The organism is Methylorubrum subtropicum, from assembly GCF_038442325.1.
GTDB classification, from domain to species: Bacteria; Pseudomonadota; Alphaproteobacteria; order Rhizobiales; family Beijerinckiaceae; genus Methylobacterium; species Methylobacterium subtropicum.
This window is the reverse complement of sequence record NZ_JBBXMW010000017.1, coordinates 68,345-94,981: the sequence shown is the minus strand read 5'-3', so window position 1 is coordinate 94,981 and position 26,637 is coordinate 68,345. Positions and strand designations below refer to the sequence as shown.

Sequence of the window (26,637 nt, the reverse complement as noted above, 5' to 3'; positions counted from 1 at the left end):
GGCGGTGACGGATGAGGCCGTGCGCCTTATGAGGTCCGCGAAAGTCGCGCCATATCGGACTACGAAACTTGACGCGACTTGCTCATGGCATTCGCAGCCAGGACCTGCGGCCCAAGGACAAGGGCACGGCGGGTGTCTTCGATCCCGGCGACGCGAGCGTCTGGGGCCGATGCGAGAACGCCTCCCGCACCGCGGGCGGCCGGCTGCAGCCGGAGCGCATGGCGGCGTGCCTGAAGCGGGCGGTGTAGGCTACACCCTATGCTACCCTCCCCCGACCGGTCGGCCCGGCGGCGGCCGGTCCGGATTGCGATGGCGGGGGACACGGAATGGCGCGAGCGGCACGGGCGAGGACGGAGGGCGAGGCGCGCCAGCGTCCCCCGGCGGAGATCGTCCATGCGGAGGAACTGGCGCGGCTGGCGGCGGAGGACACCGCGCCGCGCCCGCCCGGCTGGGGCCTCTCGCTCCAGGCCGTTCGGCGCTTCATCTGCGGCGACCGGCCCGAGGCGGCCAAGGTCGTCTGCGCCCCCGCGCTGGTCGAGCGCGCCATGGTCACGCTCGCCACCTCGCGCGCCCTCCTGCTGATCGGCGAGCCGGGGACAGCGAAGAGCCTGTTGTCCGAATTGCTCGCCGCCGCGATCAGCGGTTCCTCGACGCTGACGATCCAGGGCGGCGCCTCGCTGACCGAAGACCAGATCCGCTACGGCTGGAACTACGCCCTGCTGGTCTCCGAGGGGCCGAGCGAGCACGCGCTCGTGCCCGGTGCCCTCCACCGCGGGATGCGGGAGGGGCGCATCGTGCGCTTCGAGGAGATCACCCGCTGCCCGCTGGAGGTGCAGGACAGCCTGCTCTCCGTCCTCTCCGACCGGGTGCTGGCGGTGCCCGAACTCACCGGCGAGGCCGGCATGGTCTACGCCCGCGAGGGCTTCAACCTGATCGCCACTGCCAACACCCGCGACCGGGGCGTCAACGAGATGTCGGCGGCGCTCAAGCGCCGCTTCGGCTTCGAGACCGTCTTCCCCATCGCCGACGCGGCGGCCGAGCGGGAACTGGTGCGGCGGGAGGCGGCGCTTCTGCTCGCCCGCTCCGGGGTGCCGCGGGCGCCCGACCCGGGGGTGCTCGACCTTCTCGTCACCTGCTTCCGCGAACTGCGCGAGGCGGTCGATTCCGAGGGCAAGGGGCTCGAAAAGCTCTCCTCGGTGATGAGCACGGCCGAGGCCGTCAGCGTGGCCCACGCCATCGGGGTCAAGGCGCATTTCCTGCGGGGCGATGCCGGGCGCCCCGAGGATATCGTGGCGTGTCTGGCCGGCACCGCCGCCAAGGACGACGCCGAGGACCTCGCGCGGCTGCGCCGCTACCTCGACCAGCGCGTGGCTGGCCGCAAGGGCGAGGGTTGGCGCGAACTCTACGCGGCACGCCACCTGCTGACCCCACAGTGAGGCCGACGCGAACATCGGGTTCGAAGGGCAAGCCCTTCGCGGGTCCAGGGCGGAGCCCTGGTCGGCGAAGCCATTCATGGGGCTCGGCCCCAAACCCCGCCGAAGGGATGATCCCTTCGGAATCCCGGACTCCGGGGAACTGCCCATGGAGGGCCTGACCGTCGTCGGCGTCCGGCATCACTCGCCGGCCTGTGCCGGGCTGGTGCGCCGCACGATCGAGGTGTTGCGGCCGGCCTTCGTGCTGATCGAGGGGCCGGCGGACTTCAACCCGCATCTGCCCGACCTCGCCCTCGATCACGCGCTCCCGGTGGCGATCTTCTCGTTCCGGGCGAACGAGCGGGGCAGTGCCGCCTCCTACGCGCCGTTCTGCGCCTTTTCGCCGGAATGGCAGGCCCTCGTCGCCGGGCGCGCGGTGGGGGCCGAGACGCTGTTCTGCGACCTGCCCGCCTGGGATCCGGCCTTCGGCGAGCGGCGCAACCGTTATGCCGACCCGCACGGGGCGCGGGCCGAGGCCGCCGAGCGGGCGCTCGCCGCGGCGCTCGGTGCCGAGGATCAGGACGCCCTGTGGGACGCGCTGGCCGAAGCCGCGCCGGAGGCCGAACTGCCGGCCCGGCTCGCCCGCTACTTCGATCTGCTGCGCCCGCCCGGCACCGACGACCCGGCGGAGGAGGCGCGCGAGCGCTTCATGGCGGCGCACGCCGCTTGGGCCCTGCGCGCGGCCGCGGGCCGGCCGGTCGTGCTGGTCTGCGGCGGCTGGCACGCGGAAGCGATCCGGCGCTACGCGGCGCAGGCCGACGGCACCCGGCCCGTGCCGGCGGAACCGGAGGAGGGCCTGCGCACCGGCAGCTACGTGGTGCCCTACTCCTATCCCCGGCTCGACCGCTTCTCGGGATACAGTGCCGGGATGCCCTCGCCCGGCTATTACGAGCGCGTTGCCGAAGGCGGGCTGACTGCCGGCGCGGACTGGGCGTTCGATGCGTTCAGCGCCGCCTTGCGGGGCGCCGGACAGGTGGTCTCGACCGCCGACCGCATCGCCTGGGCGGTCCATGCCGAGGGGCTGGCGCGGCTCCGGGCGCATCCGGCGGTGCTGCGGGCCGACCTGATCGACGCCGCCCTAGCGAACCTCGTCAAGGACGCCCTCGACGCGCCCCCGGCCTGGACGGCGAGCGCCGCCATGCCGGGCCATCCCGCGCTCGCCGCGATGCTGCGGGCGCTCGCGGGCACCCGCGAGGGGCGGCTTGCGCCGGGCACGCGCCGGCCGCCGCTGGTCGCCGATGTCGAGGAGCGCCTGCGCGCCGCCGGGCTGGAGCCGGGCGCAGGCCGGCGCCGGATCGCGCTCGATTGGGCCGAGCCCGAGGACCGCCCGCGGGCCCACCTGCTCCACCGGCTCCGCATCCTCGGCCTTCCGGGGGTGAACCGGGCCGAGGGGCCGGACCTCGCCGAGCCGGGCCTGCCCCGAGAGACCTTCGAGATCGCGTCCCATCCCCACTGGCCCGGCGCGCTGATCGAGGCCTCGCAATGGGGCGGCACGCTCGCCATGGCGGCCACCGCCCGGCTCGCCGCCCGGATCGAGGCGGAGCCGGACGCCCTGACCGTGCTCGCGGCCGCCCTCTCGGGCGCGCTGTTCTCAGGCCTCGCCATCGAGGGCGAGTTGCTGGCGCGGCTGAGCCGCGGCATCGCCGGGGCGCACGACCCCGCGGGCCTCGGCGCCGCGGGCCGTCGGATCGTCCGGCTCCACCGCTTCGGCGCGGCCCTCAGTGAGGCGGCCCGGCCCGCGTTGGCCCGGCTCTGCCTCGCCCTGGTGGAGCGGGCGCTGGGCCTCGTCGAGGGCCTCGCCGATCCCCGCGCCGGGCTCGCCACCCTCGACCTGATGATCGCCGTCCGCGACCTCTTTCGCGACGCGGCCGACGACCTGCCCGACCTCGCGCCCCTGCGCCCGCCCTTCGTCGCCATGCTCGGGCGCCGGCTCGCCGACCCCGACGCGCCGCCCGCGCTCGCCGGCGCGGCGCTCGGCTTCCTCGTCGCCTGCGGCGAAGTGGGGGCCGGCGCGGAGGAGGCGGCGCGCCGGCTGCGCCGCGTCGGCCTACCCGACAGCCTCGGCGACTTTCTCACCGGTCTATTCGCGCTGGCGCGGGAGGAGATCGCGGGCGACGCCACGCTCGCGGCGGTCGAGGGGCTGGTCGCCGCCTGGGGCGACGACGACTTTCTGCGCGCATTGCCGTCGCTGCGGATGGCCTTCGCATGGTTCCCGCCGCGGGAGCGCGAGCGCATCGCCGTGGCGATCCTGCGCCGCAGCGGCCTCGGCGAGGCCCGCGCCGAGGCCGAAGCCCTGGCCTGGATGCGCCAGCGTGCGGGCCCCCTCGATCAGGCCGAAGCGCTGGCCCGCGAGGCGCGGGTCGCCGCCCGCCTCGCCCGCTACGGGTTGACCTGAGGCGAAGCCTCGGGGTCTATCACGGCTCCGTGATACGGCCCCCGACCAGGAGACCGGATGCAGCGCTACGAGCTGACGGCGGGATCGTCGTCCAAGTTCTGGGAAGCCGGAACCGAGGGAAGCGTCCTCACCGTCCGGTTCGGCCGGCTCGGCACGCAGGGCCAGTCCAAGGCCAAGACGTTTTCGGACGCCGCGGCCGCGCAGGCCGAACTCGCCCGGCTCGTGCGGGAGAAGACCGCCAAGGGTTACCACCCTTCCGGCGCCGCCGCCTCGCCCGAACCGGACGAGGCCCCGCCGGCCCTCGCCGAGACCGCCCCGGTCCAGGGGGCGCCACGCCCGGACGGGGCCGCGATTTTCTCCGCCGTGCCGCTTCCGACCCGCACCCGGCCCGGCGCCTCGCTCGATCCCGAGACCGACTGGGCCGCCTTCGCTGGCCTGATCCGCCCGCTGCTGGCGGCGGCGGCCGAAGCGGCCCGCGCGCAGGCCGATCCCCTCGCGGCGCGGCTCGACCGAGAGCCCGCGCCCCCCGACTTGGGCCAGGCCCGCGAATGGCTGGAGACCCTCCAGGCGGCCTGTCCGGCGATGGATCAGCGCCGCTGGGGCGAGCGGCCCGGCCCGCAGGGCCCGGCGGCACGGGCCGCCTTCGCGCATTTCGCCCGCTGGCTCGTGGCCCGCTCCGGCGCCGAGACGCTGGTCGCCCTGTTCGACCGGCTGCGACCGCGCCCGGAAGGCGCCTACGCGATCATGCCGGCCTCGATCTGGGACGTCCCGACGACGTTCGGCGTGCGCGCCGCCCTCACGGCCGCGCCGGAGGCGGGCTACGAGGCCGCGCTCGCCGCCGCCCTGCGGCTCGACGCGGCGGAGGGGAACGAACATCTCGGCCCCTGGCTCGCCCACGTCTTCGCGGACGACCGGCCGGAGGCCGCCCACGCGCTGCGCCCCCTGCCCGTGCTGGAGCGGTTCTTCGCGGCCGATCCCGATTACGGTCACGGCCACGCCGCCGTCCCGCTGATCCTCGACCTGCCGCCGTCGCAGGCGGCCCCCTGGCGCAGCCGGCCTTACCACAAGGCGAGTCTCGCCACCTGCGACGTCACCCCCGCCGAGGCCGCCGCCACGGCGGTCGCGGTGGCCCGCGCGGCCGGCGAGCCGGCGACCGCCTCCCTCGTCTGGCTCCTCGACGCCGCGACTGGAGCCGACCGCACCCTCGTGGCCAGGGCCCTGCTCGACACCCGCGCCGACGACGCGCTGACCGCGCTCCTGCCCTTCACCGGCGCCAAGCTGGTGCGGGACGCCCTCGATGCGGGCGACGCCGCCCTCCCGGATTGGATGGTCCGGGCCTACCTCGCGGCGCTGGACTGCAAGGGCGAGGCCGCCTACGGCCCCCGCCTCGTGACCCTGGCCGGGCGCCACGGGCCCGAGACCGTGCGGGCCTGGGCCGCCGAGGGCGGGACGAAGGCGACCGGGCGGCTCGAGCGGCTCATGGCGGAGAACGACCGGCCGCAGGCGCCGCGCGCGGCTTGGCCGCCGTTGCTGCGCGACCCGCCCTGGCGCCGCAAGGCGACGGCGCGCGGGCGGATCGAACTGTCCCTCGCGCCGATCCCGACGCCCTTCGCCCACGGCTTCGATGCCGAGAAGGCCCTCGACCGCGACGGCTACGGCTATCGCGCCGGCCGCATCGTGCCGAGCCTGGACGACCTCGCCGGGGCGATCCGCGAGGCGGAGGCCAGGGCCGAGTACGACATGCCGATTCCGCCTCCGGCCGAGCCGGTGCCGGCGGACGACGCGCCCGCGGACGCCGCCCTCGCGTGGCTCGACCGGCGGCTCGACCTCACCCGCGAGGACTTCGCCGGCTTCTACTATTTCAACTACGGCCCCTGGTTCCGCGCGGTCCCGTGGCAGCCCGAGCCCCTGGCCCTGCTGCTGTGGGAGAAGACCGGACCGCTGCTGGCGAATTACGGCGACTGGCGCGCGACGATCGCCGGCATGGTCGTCCGCTTCGGCGAGCGGGCGGTGCCGGGCCTCGCGGCCCTCGTCGCCGCCGAGCCCACCGACATGCTGCCCCCCATCGCGACGGTCGATGCGGCCGGGCTCGCCCCGGTCGTCGCGCGGGCCTTCCTGCGGATCAAGCGGGCGCGGCCCGCGGCCGTGGCGTGGCTGCGCGCCCATCCGGCCAAAGCCGCGATGCGGCTCCTGCCCGACGCCCTCGGGCCCGCCGGCCTCGAACGCGACGCCGCCGACGCGGCCCTGCGCTTCCTCGCCGCCGAACAGGCGGGGCGCGCCGCCCTCGATGCCGCCCTGTCGGCCTATGCCGAGCGCGACCCGCGCGTGGGGGAGGCGGCGTCGAGCGGCGTCGATGGCGACCCGCTCGATCAGGTGCCGGCCAAGCCGCCGAAGCTGCCGGCCTGGCTCGTGCCCGCCGCCCTGCCGCGCCCGGTACTAGGCGGGGCCGGTGCCCTGCCCGACGAGGGCGTGACCCTGCTCTGCGAGATGCTCGCCTTCTCCGATCCGCTCCTCCCCTATGCAGGCCTCGCGCCCGTGCGCGCGGCCTGCACGCCGGAGAGCCTCGATGCCTTCGCGGGCGCGCTGTTCGAGGCCTGGATCGCGGCCGGCGCCCCCGCTGCGGGCGAATGGGCGATGCGGGCCTCGGCGCTGCTCGGGGGCGACGCCTGCGCCCGCACCCTGGCCCGCCAGGTCCGCGCCTGGGGGCAGGCGGGCCTGAAGCCGCGGGCCAAGGCCGGCATCGCGGTGCTGGCCGGCATCGGCACCGACGTGGCGCTGATGCACCTCTCCGCCATCGCCGAGAAGAACCCGGCCTTGCAACTGCGCGAGGCGGCGGGCGCGGCTTTGGGCGAGGCCGCCGAGGCGCGGGGCCTCGAGGAGGTGGACCTCGCCGACCGGCTCTCGCCCGATCTCGGCCTCGACGCGAAGGGCGGGCTCGATCTCGATTTCGGCACGCGGCGCTTCCGCGTCGGCTTCGACGAGGCGCTGCGGCCGTTCCTGCGCGACGCCGAGGGCCGCCGCCTCCCGGCCCTGCCGCGGCCGACCAAGGCCGACGATCCCGAGGCCGCGAAGGAGGCGGGCAAGCGTTGGGCGGCCCTCAGGAAGGATGCCGAGGCCGCCGCCCGGCTCCAGATCACCCGGCTGGAGACCATGCTGGCGCATCAGCGCCGCATCGATTGGAGCGTGTTCCGGCCGTTCTTCGCCGAGCATCCGCTGATCCGCCACCTCGCCGCACGCCTCGTCTGGGGCCTCTACCCGGACGGCGCGCCGACGAGCCCGCCCCGTCGCGTCTTCCGGCTGGCCGAGGATCTCTCGGCCACCGATGGCGAGGATGGAGCGCTCGCCCTCGACGGCGCCGAGGGCGTGGTCGGCCTCGTCCATCCGTTGCATCTGGAGCCGCAGGCACTCGCCGCCTGGGGCGCCCTGTTCTCCGACTACGAGATCGCCCAGCCCTTCCCCCAGCTCGCCCGCGAGACCTACGCGCCGACCGAGGCCGAGAGGGGCCGCGCCGAGATCGACCGCTTCGACGGCGCCCGCGTCGCCGGGCGGCGGCTGCGCGGCCTGCGCAGCCAGGGCTGGACCACCAACGCGGCAAGCGAGCACGTCCACGACGTGCGCCGCCGGGTGACGCTGCCCGGCGGCACCGGCCTGACGGCGGTGCTGCATTTCGAGGACGGCTTCTGGCACAGCCCCGGCCCGGACGGCGACGGCGTCCAGACCCTGCGGACGCTGAGCCTCACCGAGGACGGCTGGGGAACCTCGGCGCGGCACCGCTTCGGCGATCTCGACCCCGTGACGGCGAGCGAGTTGCTGCGCGCGCCGAGCCTGCTCGCCGCATCGGGCCTGGATTAGAATTTCGACGGAGAAGGAGCGACGACGGCATGGAGCGTTACGAACTGGTCGAGGGCACAGCCGCCAAGTTCTGGGAGGCCTCTGTCGCGGGCGCGACGCTCACGGTGCGCTTCGGGCGCATCGGCACCCAGGGGCAGAGCAAGGACAAGACCTTTTCGGATGCCGCCGCCGCCGAGAGAGAGAAGGACAAGCTCGTCCGCGAGAAGACCGCCAAGGGCTATGCCCGCGCCGACGGCTCGGCGGGAGGGTCGGCAGCGCCTGCCGCGGCCCCGAAGGCCAAGGTCGTCAAGGCTGCCGAGGAGGCGCCGGCCACCGGGATTCCGGCCGAGGCGGAACCCGCCCCGCAGCCGGTGGAATCCGCCGCCGCGCCCGTCGCCGAGGCGCCCCCCGCGGAGGCCGCGGCCGCCGCTCCGGCCCCCTCCCGCGCCGTATTCGACGGGACGCCGTTGCCGACCCGCCTGCGGCCCGGCCGTCACCTGAATGCGGACGCTGCATGGCAGGTCTTGCGGGAGCCGCTGATCGCGCAGGTCGGCCCCGGAACCTGCGGCCGGCTCGTGGCGCAGAAACCGTCGCCGGACGGGCTGTCCGACTGGATCGCGGCCGTCACCGCGGCCCTGGAGGAGGCGCGCAAGGCCGGCCGGCACGGCTCGCGCCTGGACAACGAGCTGCGCCCCCTGTTCGAGGCGGCCCTGCGCTTCTTCGTCGGGAACGGCGGCGCGGTGGCAGTCGCCCGTCTCGCCGACGCGATGCGGCCTGCGGCCAAGAAGGGGCATTATCAGGACCTCGCCTGGGCCCATCCCCTGTTCCTCGCCCTGCGCGCCGCCCTCGTCCACGCGCCGGAGGCCGAATACGATGCGGCGGTCGCCCATCTCAACGCGCGGATCGCCGAGGATCCCGACTGGCCGAGTGCCGCCGCCTTCGCCTTCCTGCTCGCCGACGACCGTCCGGCGTCCCACCCGCTGCAACCGCTCGCCGTGCTGGAGGCGGCCGACGCCGCCGGGATCGATGTCGCGGCGGACACGACCTTCCTGCCGCTGATCGTCGACGCGCCGCCGGAGGCCGCCGCGCGCTGGCGGACCAAGCGCAGCTACCACCTCTACTTCTGCTACTGCGCCCTCGACGTCTCCGAGGCCGCCGCCACCCTGCTCGCGGTGGCGGACGCCGCCGGCCAGCCCGCGCTGCCGGCCCTCGACTGGCTCCTGCACTACGCCCTCGACGACGAGCGAACGGCTCTGGCGCGGGCGATTCTGTCCACGGGCGAAACCGGCGCGCTCTCCCTCCTGCTGCCGCACCTGCACCAGAAGCCGGTCGCCGCCGGCCTCGACGCGGCGCTCGCCGCCGACCCGGCCGCCCTCGTCCCGCGCTGCCTCGCCGCGCTCGCCACCGGCCGGGCGGAGCCGGCGCTCCGGGCGCGGGCCGTGCGCGCCCTCGACGCCCACGGCCTCGACACGGTGAGGGGATGGCTCGGTGAGGGCGACGGGCGCGCCGCGCGCGTCCTCGACGGGCTGGTGCAGGCCCGCGCCGTGCCGCTGGCCGCGCGGGAGGCGTGGCCCCGCGTCCTGCGCGATCCGCCCTGGCGGGCGAGCGCGCGGCGCGCCGACGACCTCGTCCTCGCCCTCGATCCCCTGCCGACGCCGTTCGGCTTCGAGAGGCCGGTGGTGGAGGAGCATTCCTGGCGCGCCTATCACGCCCACGTCCTGACGGAGCTGAGCGAATTGCCCGCCTTCATCGCCGAGGCCGAGGCCGCCGACCTGAAGCAGAGCTGGGTCAAGATCCCCCCGCCGCCCTCCGCGCCCCCCCAGGACGACGCGAAGGCGCTCATCGCCTGGCTCGCCGCGCGCCTCGAACAGATCGATGCGAGCTGCCGCTACTGGGCGCCCTCGCCCTACCGCCGGCTGATCGAGGGGATGGAGAAGCAGCCGGAAGCCCTGGCGCTCGCGCTGTGGTCGCTCACCGACGTGGTCGCGGGCCAGGGCCACGTCTCGACCCTGCCGGTGATCGTCGCGACGATGCTCGACCGCTTCGGCGAGAAGGCCCTGCCGGGCCTCGTCGCCCTGGTCGAGGCCGATCCGGTCCGCCTCCTGCCCTCGATCCTGACGGTCGACGCCGCCGCCCTCACCCCCCCGGCGGCCCGCGCGCTCAGCCAGCTCAAGAAGGCGCGAGAGCCGGCCCTCGCGTGGCTGCGTCGCCACCGCGGTACCGCGATCACCCGGCTCGTACCGGACGCGGTGGGCAAGCCCGGCGCGCCCCGCGAGGCCGCCGAGCACGCCCTGCGGGTCTTCGCCGCTGACCGGGAGGACGGGCGCGCCGAAATCGAGCGCGTCGTGGCGGCCTATGCGGGAAGCGAGCCGCGGGTCGCCGAGGCGGTGGCGCAGGTGCTCGACCGCGATCCCCTCGCGCGGGTGCCGGCCAAGGTCGCTCGCCCGCCGGCGTGGCTCTTGCCCGGCGCGCTCGCCCGCCCCCAACTGAAGGAGGGCGGCGCCTTGCCGGACGAGGCGGTGGCGAGCTTGTGCGAGATGCTGTCCTTCACCAATCCCGATGCCGTCTATGCCGGCGTGCCGATGGTGCGGGAGGCCTGCACCCGCGACAGCCTTGCGGCCTTCGCCTTCGACCTGTTCTCGGCCTGGACCGCCGCCGGCACGCCCTCGAAGGACGGCTGGGCGCTGCGGGCACTCGGGTGGTTCGGGAACGACGCCACGGCGCGCGACCTCACCCGCCTGATCCGCCGCTGGCCCGGCGAATCGGCCCATGCCCGCGCGGTCACCGGCCTCGACGTGCTGTGCGACATCGGCTCCGACGTGGCGCTGATGAACCTCAACGGCATCGCCGAGAAGCTGAAGTTCAAGGGCCTGCAGGAGAAGGCGCGGGCCAAGATCGCCCAGCTCGCCGAGGCCCGCGGCCTCTCGCCCGAGGAGCTGTCGGACCGGCTCGCGCCGGACCTCGACCTCGACGCGCGCGGCGGCCTCGACTTCGATTTCGGCCCCCGCCGCTTCCGCGCCGGCTTCGACGAGGCCTTGAAGCCCTGGGTGAAGGACGAGGCCGGCCAGCGGCTCAAGGATCTGCCCAAGCCCGTGAAGGCCGACGATGCCGGGAAGGCCAGTACGGCCACCGCCCGCTGGAGCGCGCTGAAGAAGGACGCCCGCGCCGTGGCGAGCCTCCAGGTCGCGCGGCTGGAGGCGATGCTGGCGACCTCGCGGCGGGTACGGCCGGCCGTGTTCGGGCCGTTTTTCGCCAGCCACCCGCTGGTGCGCCACCTGACCCAGCGCCTCGTCTGGGCGACCTACCCGGATGCCGACCCGCGCTCCGCGCCGACCCTGACCTTCCGGGTCGCCGAAGATCTCGGCTTCACCGACGCCGCCGACGAGCCGCTCAACATCGACCTCTCGGAGGAGGCTGACGGCCTGATCGGCCTCGTCCATCCGCTGCATCTCGATCCGCAGGCACTCGCCGCCTGGGGCGCCCTGTTCGGCGATTACGAGATCGCCCAACCCTTCCGCCAACTCGCCCGCGAGACCCACGCCTTCACCGAGGCCGAGCGGGCGGCGACGAAGACCGACCGCTTCGCCGGCGCCGTCGTCGAGGCCAAGCGCCTGCGCGGCATGGCCGCCATCGGCTGGCCGCTCGGCGAGAAGCAGGACCACGGCGACATCCACTGGCTGGAGCGCGGCCTCACCTTCACCGACGGCGGGACCGGCCTCGCCTATCTCCATTTCGAGAAGGGCCTGTTCACCGGCGCGCCTGAGTTCGAGGATGCCGAGCAGACGCTGCGCGAACTGACGCTTGAGCGTCCGTGGAGCCGGGAGACGAGCCGCCAGACCTTCGGCGACCTCGATCCCGTCACCGCGAGCGAGTTGCTGCGCGGCCCGAGCCTGCTCGCCGGGACGCGGCTGCGGTGAGCCTCGACGCGGCCACGCGCTGGCGGCTGATCCTCGGCGAGGCGGCGGAACCCGCCTGCGCCGGGGCCGGCTGCCGGCTCGACGGCCGGGCGGCGGCGATGGATCGGGCGCTCGACTGGCTCTACGGCCGCGACGCGGGCGGCGAGGCCCGCGGCGTGCGCCGGCAAGGGGGGCGCGAAGGCTCGGCCCTGACGGTGCCGGGCTGGATCAACGAGGTCCACACCCTGTTCCCGCGCGAGACCATCGAGCGGATGGAGCGCGACGCGATCGAGCTCTACGCCATCGACGACGTGGTGACGAACCCCGAGGTACTGGCCCGCGTCGAGCCCAACGAGACCCTGCTCAAGGCGGTTCTGCGCACCAAGCACCTGATGGCGCCGGACGTCCTCGTGATGGCGCGCAAGCTCGTGCAGGAGGTGGTGCGCCGCCTCACGGAGACGCTGGCCCGCGACCTCGCCGTGGCCTTCGCGGGGGTGCTCGACCGGCGCCGCCACACCCGCCTGCCCGGCGCCCGCGACCTCGACCTGAACCGCACCATCCGGGACAACCTGCGCCACTACGATCCCGAGCGAGCCCGCGTCACCGTCGAGCGGCTGCACTTCTTCGCCCGCAACCGGCGGCAGATGCGGCCCTGGCAGGTGATCCTGCTCGTCGATCAGAGCGGGTCGATGCTCGACTCCGTCATCCACGCCTCGGTGATGGCGGCCTGCCTGTGGCGCCTACCGGGGATCGAGACCCACCTGATCGCCTTCGACACCGCGGTGGTGGACCTGACGCGCGACTGCGACGATGCCTGCGAACTGCTGATGAAGGTCCAGCTCGGCGGCGGCACCGATATCGGCGGGGCGCTGGCCTATGCGGGCGAAAAGATCACCGCCCCGGAGCGGGCGATCGTCGTGGTGATCTCGGACTTCTACGAGGGCGCGAGCGAAGCCGTCCTCGTCGCGCAGGTGCGGGCGCTCGCGAGCCAGCGCACGCGGGTGCTCGGGCTCGCCGCGCTCGATTCGCAGGCGAAGCCGGATTTCGACCGGGTGATGGCGCGTCGCCTCGTCGAGGCGGGCGCCGAGATCGCCGCGATGACGCCGGGCGAACTCGCGGGCTGGCTCGCCCAGGTCGTACGGAGCTAAAAATTCGGCATGGCCCGCCCCGACCTTCTCGCCCTGACCGAGGACGGCCTGATCCAGCTGGCCAATGCCGGGCTGGTGAAGCGGGCGACCCGCGAGGTCGCGGCCGGGCAGAGGCCGGCGCTGGCGGAAGCGCCGGACGGCACGATCGAGGCCCGCTTCCCCGACGGGACCGTGACCCGCTTGGAGCCCGGCCGTCCGCCGGGCGAGGCGGCCTGCACCTGCCCGGCGAGCGGGATGTGCCGCCACCGCGTCGCCCTCGTGGTCGCCTACCAGGCGCAAGCCGCCTCGCCCGCGACCGAGGCGGCGACCTGGGACCCCGGCAGCCTCGACGGCGCGGCCTTCGAGGCGGGGCTCGGCGCCGCGGCGGTCGCGGAGCTGAAGCGCCTGCTCGCGGCCGGCCTCACCGTCGGGCTGGAGCACGGCCCGGTGCCGGCGGCGCGCCTGCCGACCGCCAGCGTGCGCTTCCTCGTGCCGGACGTGGTCGGCTACGCGGCTTGCGACTGCGCGGCCGGGGGCGGCTGCGCCCATGTCGCCGTGGCCATCCGCGCCTTCCGCGAGGCGCGCAGCGCCACCGAAGTCCGGCTCGGAGGCACCGCAGCCGCCCCCGTGGCGGACGATCTCGCCGCGGCGGTGGACCGGCTCGTCGCCGGCCTCCTCGATGCCGGGACCGTGGCAGGCCCCGAGGCGCACGGGGCCGCCCTCGACGGCCTGCAACGCGCCGCGCAGGCCCGCGGCGCCACCCAGATTCTCCTGACCGAGGCCGAGTTGCGGGCGCAGCTCGCGGCTTACGCGACGCGCAATGCCGCCTACGACGAAGGCGTGGTCCTGGCGCTTGCAACCGAGTTGCTGGCCCGCACGTGGATCGCCGACGCGACCGCGCTCGGCCTCGGCCAGCCCTACGAGACGGCGATGGGCAAGACCCGCCTCGTCTCCCTCGGGGGCCGGATCGTCGCCCGCGGGCGCGGGGCGGTGGCGCGGGTCGCGCTGGCCGACACTGATACCGGCGCGACCCTGGCGCTGGAGCGCGCGTTCGAGCCGTCAGACGACGAGGCGGGTTTCCTCGCGTCCCTGCCCGGACGCCTGCTCGCGCCGGGTCTGCCGCTCGGCGGCACCGGGCGGGGCCAGATCCTCACCAGCGTCGCCCGGCGCCGGGCCGACGGATTGCTGGCGCTGGGCCAGGGGGGCGGGGGACGCACCGCGTTGCTGCCGCGGGACGCAAGCCTGCGCCTGCCCGCCCCGCTCGCCGCGAGTGAGGTCCGCACGGTCCTGCATCGGCTGACGGAGCGGGCGCCGGGCTTCCTGCGCCCGCGCGACCGGCTCGACGCCTTCCACCTCTTCGATGTGGGCGAAATCCTGGGTCAGGCGTGGTCGCCCGGCGCGCAACTCTGGCAGGCGGCGGTGGAACTGCCCGGCGAGGGCGGCCGGCTCCACCTCGCGCGCAGCCACGACCCCGCCGCGCCGGGCGCGCTCGACCGTCTCGCCGCGGCCTTCGACGGGGCGTTCGGCCCCGTGCGGCAGGTCGCCGGCCCGGTGCGGGTCGAGGCCGGCGCGCTGGTCTGCGAGCCGTGGTCGGTCGGCACCGAACGTTTCGTCGTGCCCGACCTCGACGCGCCGGACGGACCCGCCGCCCCGCTGCTGTCGGCTCCGGCCACGGGTGAACGCGGTGTCGTCCAGGACGTCGAGGCGCTGCTGGCCGGCGCGCTCCATGCCGGCCGCCGCGCCTTCGCGCCGGTGGCGGCAGCGAGCGGCCGGCCCCTGGTGGCCCGCCTGCGCCAGACCGGGCACGTCGCCACCGCGGCGCGTCTCGCGGCGTTCTTGGCGTCCCGGGAGGAGACGGCAGCGATCTTCGCGCAGGCCGCCCTCTGGGTCGCCACGATGCGCGAGGATGCCGGGCCGTTCCCGACGGCCGCCTGATGCTCGGCTGCTGCAATGAGCATGACATTCCCGGGAAGAGCGGCAGACCTCCGCTTCGTGGAGAGAAGGTCCGATGACGAATCCGGCAAGCGCGAACGCGCCGATCTTCGAGCGCGTCCTGGGGGAGGACTGGACGAAGCTCGGAGCGATCGTGCGGCGGCACTACAGCCTGCGCCCCTTCACCCGCGACGCCGTCACCGTGCGCGGCACGATGGACGAGGTGTGGCACTCGAAACTCGCGAAGGTTCTGCTGCCGCTGGCGCGGCTGGCCGGCGCCCTCGTGCCCTATCGCGGCCGCGACGTGCCGGTCGCGGTGCACTACGCCGCCCGAGAAGGCGACGGGACGCTGCACTGGGACAGGATCTTCCGTTTCGCCGGCATGCCGCCGTTCCACTTCCGCTCGCATATGGAGTGCGCCGACGGGAACGAGGTGATCGAGTTCGTGCGCCTCGGTATCGGCCTGCGGCTGGCCGTGACCGCCGAGGCGGGGGCGCTGGTGTTTCGAGGCCGGGGCTACGTCTGGCGCCTGTTCGGGCGTGACTGGCGGCTTCCGCTCCACCTCGTCCTGGGGCAAGCCTATGTCGAGGAACGGCCGGCCGACGGCGACCGCTTCACCATGCGGATGAACCTCGTTCACCCGCTGTTCGGCGAACTCTTCCGCTACTCGGGCCGCTTCACCGTCGATGCTCCCGTCCGGTGAACGAGGCTCCGTTCGGGACGGGACACGACCGCTCCGTCCCGCGCCGCCGAAACCGGGACGGGTTCGACGATGCATGCAAGGGGAACGATGGCCGTCGATTCTCGAATGCGCGCTTCGGCCTGCACTCGCCCGGGAATACCCGGGTGCGGGCCGGTCGAGTGGAACGAAAGGGGGAACGGATGAGCTTCCTGAAGCGGTTGTTCGGACGCGGGGATACGGCCGACGGGGTCGGGGCGGCACCGATCGAAACGATCCTGATCAACGCCTACGCCACCTTGCGCGACCTGCCGCCGCTCGACGTCCCTCATGAGTTGCACGGGCAGCGCGATCGCGCCGACCCCGAACTCGCACCGCACCTCGACGGCTTCATCGGCTACGTCATGGGTCGCGGCGACGGAGGCATGACGGCCGCGCGCTACCATCTGTGGCGCCATCTCCAGCGCGTCCGCAACCACGTCAGCTTCGAGGTTGTCACCCTCGATCTGGCGGACGTGGAGGCCTGGGCGCGGACGGCCAACGCGGTGCTGTTCCTGCCCGACGGCTCGGTGCGGGCGCCCGACATGGCGATCCTGATCTCCGCTGCTGGCGAGTCCGATCCGGCAGCGGCTCTGCCCTACCCGCCCGACGCGGTGGCGCGCCGCGCACGCACGCTGGCTCGGCTCGAAGGAATGGACCCGAGACTCCCGAGTGGAATGCCGCCCGCGCTCGGGGAGGGAGAGGTCGTCCTGCAGGCCCCGGAGGCGGTGCTTCGGCGTGCCCTCGCGCTCTTCACCGTCGCCGCATGGGGACAGGCGCACGGCACCGGTGCGGGGCCGATCCCGGCGGGACAGCGGATGCACAACCCGATCGGTTTCGACGCGCTGACACCGCGCGAGCGAGCCCAAGTCGCGGTTGAGACCCCCGAGGCGGCGACGCCCGAGGCAGCCGCCGCGATGTCGTGGCGCTACGAGGCCGCGAACACCCTGTTGTGGGCGCTGGGCCGCGAGGCGGCCGAGATCGGCCGCAGCGACCGGATGATCGACGTCGATGCTCTCTGGCGGGACGTTGCGGATCTGGCCCGCCCCGGCAGCCCCGGCGAGGTGCTGCGCCTGCGTCCCGTCGGAGAGATCCTCGACGCCCTGGACCGCACATGGCGCGAGCACTGGATCGTCCGTCAGGCCCGGCAGATGGCCTCGCCCATCGACGGGCTGAACGGCGACGTCGTCGCGGAGCGCCACGTCGCTCTCAACTGGCTGACCGGTTTCCAGAACGATCTCGGAACCCCCTGGGACGAGATCGATACGCCGACGTGACATCGAACCGCTGAACCCGCGAGGCTTTCCCTGCCCATCGTCCCCGTCATCTCCGCTCGCCCTCCCATCCCGGACGCGCCGCTCGATTTCGAGGCCCCGCTCACCCAGGCGCACCGGGTCGCGGGCAACCTGCAGGCGCAGGCGCCGCTTCTGGCCGCGCAGCGGCGGCGCATCCTCACCGTCGGCCTGCCGACGCTGTGGTTCCTGGCTCTGCTCGGTACGGTCTCGGCCTGGGCCACGGCGGGTGGGCGGCGAAGCCTGTCGGCGTTCTGGCGCGACCTGCCGGACTTCGATCCACTACCGCTCGCCGCCGGCCTCGCCGCGATCACGCTCGCCTTGCTCGCCCACTACGCGCTCCAACCCCGGCTCGCCCGGTGGCGGATGCGGGCCCTGATGGGTCCGCCGAGCCAGGACGGCCGCGACCCGGGCCCGGTGCCGACGCGCTACCGGCTCGACGGTGCCGGACTGACCCAGACCGCACCGGATCTCGCGAGCTTCGTGCCTTGGCCGCGCATCCGCGGATCGGCGGAGGACCGGGATCACCTTTTCCTCATGGTCGAGATCGGCGACGTCCCGATCGTCCTGCCCAAGGCGCATCTGGGCGAGCAGGTCGTCGCGGACATCCGGCGCTGGGTGCTGGCCTGCGCCGGCCGTCCCGCCCCCGTGCCGCCGCCGGCCGAACCGGTCGCCGGCCCCGAGGCGGTGCGCGCCACGATGCGTCTGACGGTGGAGGAACGGGTGCCGATCATCCTGCGTGCGATGGAGAACCCTCTCGCCCGCCGCGCCCGGCTCGTCGCCGCCGCCGCGTGGTTCGCGGGTCTGAGCCTGCTCTACCCCGCGCTGCTGGCGATGCTCTGGGCGATCGACCCCTACCGGGTTCCCCTGGCCGACACGCTACCGCTCTTCGCCGAGATGGCCGCCACCGATTTCTGGAAGCCTGCCGCCATCGTCGCGGCGGTGATCGGCTTGGTCCTCGCGGTCCATCCCCGCGCGCGCCGCTGGTTCGCCGGGGCCGCGGCCCAGGACCTCGACGCGGAGGCCCCCGCAGGGGAGGCCCGGATCGTGATCGACGGGGCCGGCATCGTCACGGCGCAGGACGGTGCTCACGCTCGCCTCGGCTGGAACCTCTTCCACGGATACGAGCGGGTCGGCGACCTCGTGATCCTGTCGATGCGCTGGAACGACGTGCTGCCGGTGCCGCTGCGGATCTTCGAGCCGGAGGCGCGCGCCCGGTTCGAGGCCCTCGCCGAACGCCACCTTCCGATGGAGACCCGTGCCCGATGACCGATGCCCTCCGCCGCGGCCGCGCCATGCTCCTCCTGTCCTACCTGCTCGCCATCGCCCCGGCGCACGCCGAGGATGCCCCCGAAGCCATCGCCGAGCCCGCCCCCGACGCGATCGCGACGCCGGAGGCGGGGGACGCTCTCCCGGGCCCGACGGTGCTGCGCCTCGATCAGGGCTTCGTGCTGGACCTCCCGGCGGGCTGGGTTCTGGAAGAGGCCGACGACGACCCCGGCGACGCCACCGGCCGGCGCGTGGTGCGCGTCGTCTGCCGGACCCCGGCCTGCGCCCGGACCCAGGAGACCTGCACCTTGCGCCTGCGCACCGGCCCGGTCGAGGGGGCGGACGACGCGGCCCGCCTCGCCGGGCTCCACGCCGCGCCGCTTTCCCGCTACTTCCGCCTGCGCGCCGTGCTGAAGAGCACGAGTCCGGGCGCTTCGATCCGCCGCCCGATCGGGCCCGAGCGCTTCGGTCCGCGCGACTGGATCGCCGTCGAGACCGAGGCGGCGCCGCGGTTCAAGTCGGGCCTTTTCGCGGAGACGGTGATCGGCGGGCGCTATCTCGGGGCGATCTGCAAGACCTGCGAGACCGGTCCGGTGCGCCACGAATCCGCCCGCGCGCTGCTGGCGAGCGCGCGCCGGCCGGCATGGTCGGCGGCGCGGTGAGGCCGCGCCCCCTCTCGACCGGCCGCCCGCGGCGGCGAAAACGCGTCTGCGCGTCCATGGCGCACTCGAGCGACGGCGCGCGGTCGGCGCCGGCGAACCATGTCACCCTTGCGAGGAGAAGCGAAGAATGATCATCTGGTCCGGCTGGGGCATGCTCTCGGCTGTTCGGTAGCGTGCTTCTCGACCCCGCGCTCGCACGCCTGGGGGTCCCGACGCCCACCGGGGTCGTCCTCGTCTGGATCGCCGCAGCCGGCTTCAACTGGTGGCTCGGCGCCCGGCTCAACAACCGCCCGGGCCGCGAACTCCTCGATCCGCGCACCGGGCAGATCGTGGTCCTGCGCGGACGCCACACCCTGTTCTGGAACCCGATGCAGTACTACTCCGTGCTGATGGTGCTGCTCGGCGCCCTCGCCGTGCTCGGAGCGATGCATGGGGGTCCGTCCGGGCGTCCGGTCTGATGCCCCGGTGCTGCGCCGGTCTGCGAGCAGGAGTGGTTGCAGCCGCGTCATCGGCCCTCAGGGATGACGAAGACGGAGGCCGGCGCGCCGTGCTGCCGGTCCCAGCCCTGCCAAGCGACGTCGGTCGGACCGACGGCGAAATCGACGATGCGCCAGCCGGACCCCTCCCGGCGCAGGAGCGCGACGTAGGAATCCGAGGTCAGGTCGTCCCGCATCGCCCGGCGCGGGCGCCCCCCGTCCGGCCGCTGCATCGTAGCGAGGAGAAAGGCCCAGACGCCCTCGCGGTTCAGCGCGGTGACGAAGAAGCGGAGCGGCTGGCGAAGCGCCGCCTCCGCCGGGCCGCGCGCAGCGTCGAGGAGGACGCGCCGCTCCGGACCCTGCGGCGTGTCGGCCCGGCCCGACGCGGCCCGGAGGGCGAGCGGGGCCGCAAGAAGGGCCAGGAGGGAGCGGCGTCGCATGATTGGATCTCCAGGGCCGTTCATCGCGCGTGCGACCGTCGCTGCGAAGCCTGGACGAGCGCGAGCGCCGGGGTGAGAAACATGACGGGCAGGAGAGGGATGACGAGCCACACCGGCACGATCAGCGCACCGGATGCGGAGGCGTCGCTGCGAAGCGCAGCGGGGTGAGGTCCGGCGTCATCCAGGCCCCCTGCGGTAGTCCCGCATCTGCCGGGCGAAGGCCCGCGCGCCCGCCGCCCAGGGGGCGCCGCTGCGCGAGACGGCGTCGAGGGCGGCGAACGCGGCGCGGCCGTGTCGCCGGCTGGCGAAGAGGGCAATGCCCTGGTCGGCCACGTTGACGTCGCCGTCCGTGAGACCAGCGACGCAGGCGAGGTAACCGGCGACGTTGGCCACCGCGTCCGCATCCAGGGCGATGCGCTCGATTTTGCGGGGGTCGGCGAGGTCGCGCGGGTAGCGGCCGTCGAACGTCTCCGCGAGAGCGCCGCCCACGAGCTTGGAGGCTTGAACTTCGGCGCAGCTCGGCAGCGGCAGGCCGTCGACGGCGCGGGCAGCGGTGGACGCGAGGATCAGGGCGAGGGCAGCGACGGCGGGGGGTGGGACGGTCATCGGCGGTAGCCCGGCACGCGCAGGGCCTCGGGCCCCCGTTCGAGGGGGAAGCGGCCGCGGGCGGCCAGCGCGACCTCGGCGCCGTCCAGATCCTGCGGGATCGCGCGTGGGGGCAGGCCACTCCCGCGCGGGTGAAGGACCACGGCCGGCATCTTTAGCCACTCAATCGCCCGGAGTTCGATCGGTCCGAATTCGAGCGTGTCGACGTAGGGTCGCGGCGGGTGCAGCGCCCGTCCGGTCGGCAGGGTCATGGGCTTGGGGTCCGAAACATCGATGAACTTCACCGATGCCCAACGGACCGCGACGCCAGCCTCCTCCAAGGCGATGAACAGTCGGCGCCATTTGGTGTCGGACATCAGCGCGTGCGAGAATCGCCGCCGCGCCAGCGCGGCGAGACGGTCCAGTCCGGTGCGCGCGCGGGCGGTGACGGTGCCCGCCATCACCTGCCCTCCCGCCGGTAGACGCCCCGGAAGCTGACGTTGAGCCCGCCGCAGGCGAGGTTGTCGTCCACCACGAGCCAGGGGCCGACCCGTCGCATCCAGACCTTGCAGTCGAACTCGCCCCCCTTCGCGAGCGGAAGAGTGCCCTTCTCGCCCATGGCGAAGCTCAAGGCTCCGTCCGCGGGCGCGACCGTGCCGCCGATCTCGCCGAGGTGGACGGAGCCACGCTGCGCGCGCTCCGGGTCGCCCGCGCCCCAGGTGGCGCTGCCGTCGATCGCGACGGTGCCGGGCTCCGCGCCCGCCTCGATCGCGATCCTGGCCTCGACCCGCCTCCAGACGCCGAGCCAGGCCTCGCGTGTCACGGGCGACGCCGGCTCGGGGGCGACGGCGGCTTCCGGCAGCCAGCCCGTCGTGTCCAGGCCGGTCTTCATCTGCGGAAAGGTCGCGCAGACGTAGCCTTTCCGCCGCTCGCCGAGGACCACGCGGTCTCCCGGCACGAGGTAGCCCCGCGCCGCGCATGCCGGGTCGGCGCCTGGGCAGCCCTTGCGGGCGAGCCCGTCCCGCACGAAGCGGACGCGGCCCGCGCCGACGATCCGCCCAGGGCCGCATGCGGCCCCCTCCGAGAGCCGCGGTGCCTGCCGGCACAGGTTCTCCGACGTCTCCTGCGCGCCCGCCGCGGATGCTGCAGTGAGGAGGGCGGCCACGGCCACGTTCCGTCCGGATCGGGTCATCAATCCATCCCCGCGAGGTCGTCGAGGTCGGCCGCACAGCGCTCGTCGTGGCCCCCGATGGTCCTGCCCTCCGTGCCAACCTTCCGGCACGCCCGGTCCATTCCAGCGGCGCGCGGCATCGTTAACGTTCGCGCGGCCATCCGTCAGCCCCGGGAACCGGTTTCCGGATGGGAACCCCGACCCCTAGCGGGCGTGGGATAGCCAGAGAGCGATCCGCGCGCTTCAGCCGACGAGGAAGACGAGGATCGCTGCCGTCGCGGCAAGGGCGATCCAGGGAGCTGCCCGCCGCTCCGCCACGAGCACCCGCACGACCATGAAGAGGAGCGCCTCCGCCAGAAGCAGGAACCCCGCTTGTCCGGTGAAGCCCCGTACGGCGTGCCGCCAGTTCCGGGACCCGGGCACGTAGCGCGACTCGACCAGCGCGGCGCCGATCGCGGCCAGCACGAGGGTCAGGCCCACGACCACCGCGAGGACACGGATCGCCGCTGCCGACCGGCCGTTCCCATGCCCGCGCCACAGCATCAGGAGCTCGGACGCGTAGAAGCCGATGACCGGCGTCACCAGAGCCGCCGCCACGACCCCGGCGCGCATGGGGCCGGATCGACGCGCGAGCACGGGGGAGCGTGCCAAGCGCACGACCCAGACAACGTGCGCGATGAGGACGCCCACGATGAGGATGAGACCGATGTTGATGACGAGCAGCATACCCCGGATGCCGTCGGCGTTCAGGAACATTCAGGCTCGCACCAGGATGCGCGGCGGGGCGTTCATCTGGGGCGGCTCGGCCCCGCCTCGCTTCCTGTGTCCCCTCGTGCATCCCCTTGCGCGTCGGCCGGGGCGGACTCGTCCGTCACGACGTCCCTCTGATCAGCCCCCATGCGGTGCTCCAAGTTCAAATCGAAGAGCTGGCCGGCCATTCTAACTGCCATGCGACGAGCTTGTTGAATATCGGATAGGATCATGCCGTCTTCGTCGATAACGGACTTGCCGTCGTAAACGTTGAAGAAATAGCGTGGCACAGGAGACTCCGCCTACATTCGATAAGGCGGGAGCGTGTTCGCTCTCACTCGCAGACGTGCCGATACAAAGCCCTGCGATTGGCGACTGGCATACGCCTCAGATCAAAGGGCTGCCGTCACCTTTGTTGGTTTGCAGGCGTCTATTCTGTGTTTTGTTCGCGGGCGACGAAATCACAAAATAAACCCCACGCTGACTGAAGCGCGGGGCAAGGTGTGTCGATCGGTGCAAGCAAACCGATGGGGCATCGGGTGCCGGCACAAGCTACATCGCATTGGGCGTCGGCGCATTCACAAACGGCACAGCGCAACGGTTATGGCGTAAAATACCGGCCAGCCACCGCTACCCGTGGGGCGTGGTTCGCGAGGTATATAATCGCCCTTTTTTAGCACCCGCCGCATGTTGGTGGGCGCGGACGATGGTAGAATCCACGATCAGGTACTCGAAGTCGGGATCGTCCGACATCGCTTCGAAGATGCGCCACCACACGCCCTTCTGGCTCCAGCGGCTGAAGCGGCGGAACACGCTGTTCCACTCGCCGAATACCTCGGGCAAGTCGCGCCAGGGCGAGCCCGTCCGCACGATCCACAGCACGCCTTCGACGAACAGGCGGTTGTCGCGCCCCGTCGAACCGCGCTGATCGGGCCGACCGATGATCAGCGGCGCCATCCGCTCCCACTGCGCGTCGCTGAGAACCAAACGATCCTGAACACTCAAGCCTGCCCTCCCAAAGACAGCCTTGAATCACGCCTTACCCCGCACGTGAACCCCAAGAGTCCACGCGGCCTAGTTCGGCTGCATCCTCGCGGCTGCGGGTATCGGGGAGTTCGCCATGCTGCTGGTATAAGCCGCCATCCTCGAACCTTATGCCTTGCGAAAAAGATCGCCTTCCGCTGGCAGACGATTGTTCAGCTCCATCAAGGATCCGCAGCGGATAGCGGCATAGAGGAGCGTCTGGTCGCCAGGGTCAGCGCAGACGAGATCGCGCGGATCCTCCATCCTTCTATAACACCCGAGCGCCGGGATGAGATCGGCCGGCGGATACTTCCAGAAATATTCGCAACTCACCGTGCGAGTGCGGCCCTCGATCGGGAAGGCGACCCGAGCCGTTCCCTGATTGCCCTCCGGTGGCAACGTCATTGTGATGTCGTGCGGCTGCACGGCATGGCCCAGCGCGGCGAGCGCACAGGCCGTGATCTCGGCAAGGAGGGTGGCGTCGTATTCGGTGTGGGCCGGAACGAATATCAGGCGCCCGATGCGCGGATGTCCATCGTCGTGAAGCGCCGCGAACGAGCCGATGGCTTCATAGATGCCGATGGGCCGGCCGGGATCGAGCCGCTGGGCCGCCCTCCAGAGCGAGCTTGCATCGATCTCGCCGCGGGGGGGGGCGCCGCCCGCCCTCGAGCGCGGCGATCGTGGTTTCGAGGAGACGCAGTTCGTTCGGCGACGGATCGCCGATCGGAATGTTCTCGACCGGCTCGATGCCGATCGTCCGAGGTCGGTCGGATGTCGTGGGATCGTCGATTTTCTGTCGCCCGACCTCGATACCCGGCTTCAAGAGGCCGATGTCCCGCTTGAACAGGCCGCAGCACGCGAGGATCACGAAGGCGACACAGGCGGCAAGGCTTGCCCAACCGACGAAGTCGAACGGGCGCCGGAAGAGGACGAGTGCGCCCGCCGCAAGCGCGAAGAACGCCATGCCCACCCAAAGCTCACGGTTCGAAGGCATGAAGGCATCCGCGCTTTGGCGAGCCGATCGGAGCATGCGCACCCCGTCCCTGATGGCCACTCGCTTCGGCAGGAAATCCGCCGAGGCGGGAGCGGACGCCGTCGGCCGGAGCGTCGTGGGCAGCGGCTCGGCCGCCCTCGTCCCATCGCTGGACGACCGGAGGGCGCTGCCCGATGGAGCGGGCTGAATTCACAACGCTGTCAAAGATCTTCTGGGCGGCCTCGGCGAAGACGGCCTGCGCCGTCCTCGTGCCCTCGCGCAAGTGAAGGGCGGCTTTGTGGACGAGTCTCATGCCGGCCTCCGGGCCGAGGAACGGGCGGGGGGCTCAATCATCGGACGAGAACACGTCGTCGCCGATGAAGATCATGTCGCGGTCGATCTCCGGCGGCTCCTTCTGCGAGCTGTAGGCGAAGAACACGCGGCGGCTGCGCCCGTCATTGCCGGTCAGGGTGAGGGTGTGGCGGTCCAGCGCGTAGCGTCCGCCCTCCGGCGCACGGCGCCGGCCGATCGCGGTGCCGACGCCGGTGTCGCCCCCTGAATTGATCGCGCCGACCGAGCCGCCGCGGCCGTAGCTGCCGTCGGGGCGGAAGTCGTAGCGGCTCTCGACCGCGACCGTGACGCTGCCGCCCATGGCGCTGTTGCCGCCGCCCGACAGGCGCCGGTAGGCGCGCTTCACGCTCTCGCCGGAGGCGGCCGGGAAGGCGCGGAAGAAGCTGCCGTCGCCGAGCGCGTAGTCGTTCGAGCGGCCCTTGTAGTCCGTCAGCACGAAGCCCTTGGCCGCGCGCGTCCAGCGGCCGAACAGGCGCGGCTTGGCGAGGCGCTCGGCGGCGAGATCGACATCTTCGAGCGCCGTGTCGGCGATCTCGTAAGTCGTGCCGTCGCGCAGGAAGATCAGCGGCTCGAAGTCGATGATCATCATGCCGCCGACGCCGAAGCCGGTGGTGGAGCGAAAATATACGCCCTCGACCGCGTCCCAGTTGGCAGCAAAGCGCGGCGGCTGCGCGGCGTCGGGCGGCGGCGCGACGGAGTTCGGCGGCAGTGTCGGACGGGCGTCGGCGACGGGCGGAGGCGCCTCCCTCGGCTGCGGTGCCGACCGGCGGGCCCCTTTGCCCACCAGCCCCTCGTCGGTGAGGGCAAGCGCCTGAAGTTTCGAAGCCGGGATGAACTCGTTCGACAGGGTGGCGAGGAAGCGCGGCAGCACGCCGAGCTGCTTGGCGGCCTTCCAGCCGGCGTGGTGGAGCACCATGCGCAGCTTCACCTGCTCGGCGAAGGCAGCGCGGGCGCTCGCTTGCGACAACGGCGGCTTGCCCGCCAGCGGCTCGACGAAGGTCTGGCGGATCGCCCGGAGCGCCGACGGGCTCGGCTCGTTCATGGCATCGTTGGCGACCATCCATTGGAGCGCGACGAAGGCGGCGAGCACGTCGCCGGCATCGTCTGGGCGCAGCGGCGTGCCGTCGAGGAAGCCGCGGAAGATCGTGTCGTAGTCGTGCCGGGCCATCTCGCGGGCGGTCTCGGCCGCGCCGACCGGGTTCGTGGCCCGGAGCGTTCGGATTTCGCGGGCGACCGTGGCGGCGCGCAGCTCCGGCGTCGAGGCGAAGGGCAGCGGCGTGACCGGGCCGGAATCCTGGGATCGGGCCGGGCTCGCGACGAGCCCGATCAGCAGCGCCAGCGCGAAGCCGAGGCATCGGAGCGCGCGTGTCGTCGGGCCGTTCATGGCAGCTCCTTCCGATGGTCCGCCTCGGTGCAGGCCGCGAGCGGCTGCCGGTCGAGCAGGAATACCCGGTTCGGCGCGTCCGGCGGTACGAATCGCCCCGGCCGCGCCGCATCGGCGACGGCCCGGCACACCGCGTCGGGGTTGAAGCCCGGCGCATCGCCGGGCTCGCGCGGGGCCGTGCCGTCGTTGACGATCCGCAGGCGCCCGTCGGGCATGAGATCGACCGCGACATCGCCGGCGCAGTCGGCGTTGCGGCCGCAGCGGCGGATACGCCCGCCCCTCTCGGGGCAGCCCACCGCGCCCTGCGCCCGGCCGCCGTCGGCGAAGTCGATGCGGATCGTCAGGGTGAGTTCGGGATCGATGCGGGGGGCCTCGCGCCGCAGCGCGACGAGGCTGCGGGCATCGCCCCAGATCCGGAGGCCGGTGACGACCTGACCGGGATGACGGGCGAGATGCGCGGCCTCGTAGCGGCGCAGGTAGCACGCGCCCGCCACCGGAAAGGAGCGCTCGGCGACGAAGCCCTGGGCGCTCACGCCCGGAGCGAGCAGGTCGACGGCGCCCGCCAAGACGGCCGCCAAGACGGCCGCCAAGATGCCCGCCGCGGATCGGACCGGCCGCATCACGCCCCCCATCCCTGCACCAGCGCCCAGAGTCCCGCTCCGACTCCGAACAGGATCGAGAGCGCCATGAACGGCAGCATCGGGATCATCAGCCAGCCCATCATCGTCAGCGTGTAGAGCAGCCCGCCGAGATCGAGCCCGCAGATCACGCAAGGGTGGCGGCTGCCCTCATCGACGCGGCAGCCGGTGAGGAAGGCGAGCCCGAGACCCAGCGCCAAGAGCAGCGCGGGGGTCCAGACGATGGCGACCAGAATCGGCATCATGCGCGAG

General features: G+C 73.3%; 23 protein-coding genes and 1 pseudogene. 12 read left to right on the top strand and 12 right to left on the bottom strand.

Going from position 1 to position 26,637, the window contains the following annotated elements; genetic code table 11:
• Nucleotides 1-68 precede the first annotated feature (68 nt).
• From AAHG03_RS20815 to AAHG03_RS20760, 12 genes are all read left to right on the top strand, one after another.
• A complete protein-coding gene (locus tag AAHG03_RS20815) occupies nt 69-248 on the top strand; it encodes a hypothetical protein (protein WP_342152891.1) in 180 nt (59 codons plus the stop codon).
• A 78-nt stretch (nt 249-326) separates the two neighbouring features.
• Nucleotides 327-1,436, top strand: a complete 1,110-nt coding sequence (locus AAHG03_RS20810; RefSeq protein WP_342152889.1) for an ATP-binding protein — start codon at nt 327-329, stop codon at nt 1,434-1,436.
• A 145-nt stretch (nt 1,437-1,581) separates the two neighbouring features.
• Nucleotides 1,582-3,867 carry a DUF5682 family protein gene (locus AAHG03_RS20805; protein ID WP_342152888.1) on the top strand — a complete coding sequence of 762 codons (2,286 nt, stop codon included), beginning with the start codon at nt 1,582-1,584 and terminating at the stop codon, nt 3,865-3,867.
• A 57-nt stretch (nt 3,868-3,924) separates the two neighbouring features.
• The gene (locus AAHG03_RS20800) at nt 3,925-7,719 is read left to right on the top strand and encodes a DUF4132 domain-containing protein (protein WP_342152887.1); all 3,795 of its coding nucleotides are present in this window, start codon (nt 3,925-3,927) and stop codon (nt 7,717-7,719) included.
• 29 nt (nt 7,720-7,748) lie between these two features.
• On the top strand, nt 7,749-11,615 hold the full coding sequence (locus tag AAHG03_RS20795) for a DUF4132 domain-containing protein (RefSeq protein ID WP_342152886.1): 3,867 nt from the start codon (nt 7,749-7,751) through the stop codon (nt 11,613-11,615).
• The gene (locus tag AAHG03_RS20790; RefSeq protein WP_342152885.1) at nt 11,612-12,742 is read left to right on the top strand and encodes a VWA domain-containing protein; all 1,131 of its coding nucleotides are present in this window, start codon (nt 11,612-11,614) and stop codon (nt 12,740-12,742) included. Before AAHG03_RS20795 ends, AAHG03_RS20790 begins: the two co-directional genes overlap by 4 nt.
• 9 nt (nt 12,743-12,751) lie before the next feature.
• Nucleotides 12,752-14,656 (top strand): hypothetical protein, encoded by a 1,905-nt coding sequence (locus AAHG03_RS20785; RefSeq protein WP_342152884.1) that lies wholly within the window; start codon nt 12,752-12,754, stop codon nt 14,654-14,656.
• 73 nt (nt 14,657-14,729) lie between these two features.
• Entirely contained in the window at nt 14,730-15,356 is a 627-nt protein-coding gene (locus AAHG03_RS20780; protein ID WP_342152883.1) for a DUF4166 domain-containing protein, read from the top strand.
• On the top strand, nt 15,353-16,648 hold the full coding sequence (locus AAHG03_RS20775) for a DUF4272 domain-containing protein (RefSeq protein ID WP_342152881.1): 1,296 nt from the start codon (nt 15,353-15,355) through the stop codon (nt 16,646-16,648). The genes AAHG03_RS20780 and AAHG03_RS20775 overlap by 4 nt, the downstream gene beginning before the upstream one ends.
• 336 nt (nt 16,649-16,984) lie before the next feature.
• Nucleotides 16,985-17,932 (top strand): YcxB family protein, encoded by a 948-nt coding sequence (locus AAHG03_RS20770; protein ID WP_342152880.1) that lies wholly within the window; start codon nt 16,985-16,987, stop codon nt 17,930-17,932.
• Nucleotides 17,929-18,594 carry a hypothetical protein gene (locus AAHG03_RS20765; protein ID WP_342152879.1) on the top strand — a complete coding sequence of 222 codons (666 nt, stop codon included), beginning with the start codon at nt 17,929-17,931 and terminating at the stop codon, nt 18,592-18,594. The genes AAHG03_RS20770 and AAHG03_RS20765 overlap by 4 nt, the downstream gene beginning before the upstream one ends.
• 173 nt (nt 18,595-18,767) lie before the next feature.
• Nucleotides 18,768-19,052 carry a hypothetical protein gene (locus tag AAHG03_RS20760; protein ID WP_342152878.1) on the top strand — a complete coding sequence of 95 codons (285 nt, stop codon included), beginning with the start codon at nt 18,768-18,770 and terminating at the stop codon, nt 19,050-19,052.
• Nucleotides 19,053-19,099: 47 nt separating this feature from the next.
• Here the strand turns inward: AAHG03_RS20760 and AAHG03_RS20755 are convergent, their stop codons facing one another.
• The 12 genes and pseudogenes from AAHG03_RS20755 to AAHG03_RS20705 all read right to left on the bottom strand — a co-directional run bounded on the left by AAHG03_RS20755 (nt 19,100) and on the right by AAHG03_RS20705 (nt 26,630).
• On the bottom strand, nt 19,100-19,510 hold the full coding sequence (locus AAHG03_RS20755; protein ID WP_342152877.1) for a hypothetical protein: 411 nt from the start codon (nt 19,508-19,510) through the stop codon (nt 19,100-19,102).
• A 177-nt stretch (nt 19,511-19,687) separates the two neighbouring features.
• Nucleotides 19,688-20,116, bottom strand: coding sequence for a hypothetical protein (locus tag AAHG03_RS20750; RefSeq protein ID WP_342152876.1), 429 nt, complete (start codon nt 20,114-20,116; stop codon nt 19,688-19,690).
• Nucleotides 20,113-20,556: a DUF6678 family protein gene (locus AAHG03_RS20745; protein ID WP_342152875.1), complete on the bottom strand. Its 444-nt coding sequence runs from the start codon at nt 20,554-20,556 to the stop codon at nt 20,113-20,115. Before AAHG03_RS20745 ends, AAHG03_RS20750 begins: the two co-directional genes overlap by 4 nt.
• Nucleotides 20,556-21,260, bottom strand: a complete 705-nt coding sequence (locus tag AAHG03_RS20740; protein ID WP_342152874.1) for a hypothetical protein — start codon at nt 21,258-21,260, stop codon at nt 20,556-20,558. Before AAHG03_RS20740 ends, AAHG03_RS20745 begins: the two co-directional genes overlap by 1 nt.
• Before the next feature lie 249 nt (nt 21,261-21,509).
• Complete coding sequence (locus AAHG03_RS20735) at nt 21,510-22,022, bottom strand: hypothetical protein (protein WP_342152873.1); 513 nt, start codon at nt 22,020-22,022, stop codon at nt 21,510-21,512.
• A 32-nt stretch (nt 22,023-22,054) separates the two neighbouring features.
• Nucleotides 22,055-22,306 (bottom strand): DUF6894 family protein, encoded by a 252-nt coding sequence (locus AAHG03_RS27135; RefSeq protein ID WP_412759776.1) that lies wholly within the window; start codon nt 22,304-22,306, stop codon nt 22,055-22,057.
• A 376-nt stretch (nt 22,307-22,682) separates the two neighbouring features.
• A pseudogene (locus AAHG03_RS20730) lies at nt 22,683-23,021 on the bottom strand (IS5 family transposase); the annotation flags it as partial.
• 147 nt (nt 23,022-23,168) lie between these two features.
• Nucleotides 23,169-23,465 carry a hypothetical protein gene (locus tag AAHG03_RS20725; RefSeq protein WP_342152872.1) on the bottom strand — a complete coding sequence of 99 codons (297 nt, stop codon included), beginning with the start codon at nt 23,463-23,465 and terminating at the stop codon, nt 23,169-23,171.
• Between the two features lie 142 nt (nt 23,466-23,607).
• On the bottom strand, nt 23,608-24,003 hold the full coding sequence (locus AAHG03_RS20720; RefSeq protein ID WP_342152871.1) for a hypothetical protein: 396 nt from the start codon (nt 24,001-24,003) through the stop codon (nt 23,608-23,610).
• A gap of 355 nt (nt 24,004-24,358) precedes the next feature.
• A complete protein-coding gene (locus tag AAHG03_RS20715) occupies nt 24,359-25,747 on the bottom strand; it encodes a hypothetical protein (RefSeq protein ID WP_342152870.1) in 1,389 nt (462 codons plus the stop codon).
• On the bottom strand, nt 25,744-26,337 hold the full coding sequence (locus AAHG03_RS20710; RefSeq protein WP_342152869.1) for a hypothetical protein: 594 nt from the start codon (nt 26,335-26,337) through the stop codon (nt 25,744-25,746). Before AAHG03_RS20710 ends, AAHG03_RS20715 begins: the two co-directional genes overlap by 4 nt.
• 29 nt (nt 26,338-26,366) lie before the next feature.
• Nucleotides 26,367-26,630, bottom strand: a complete 264-nt coding sequence (locus tag AAHG03_RS20705; protein ID WP_342152868.1) for a hypothetical protein — start codon at nt 26,628-26,630, stop codon at nt 26,367-26,369.
• Nucleotides 26,631-26,637 lie beyond the last annotated feature (7 nt).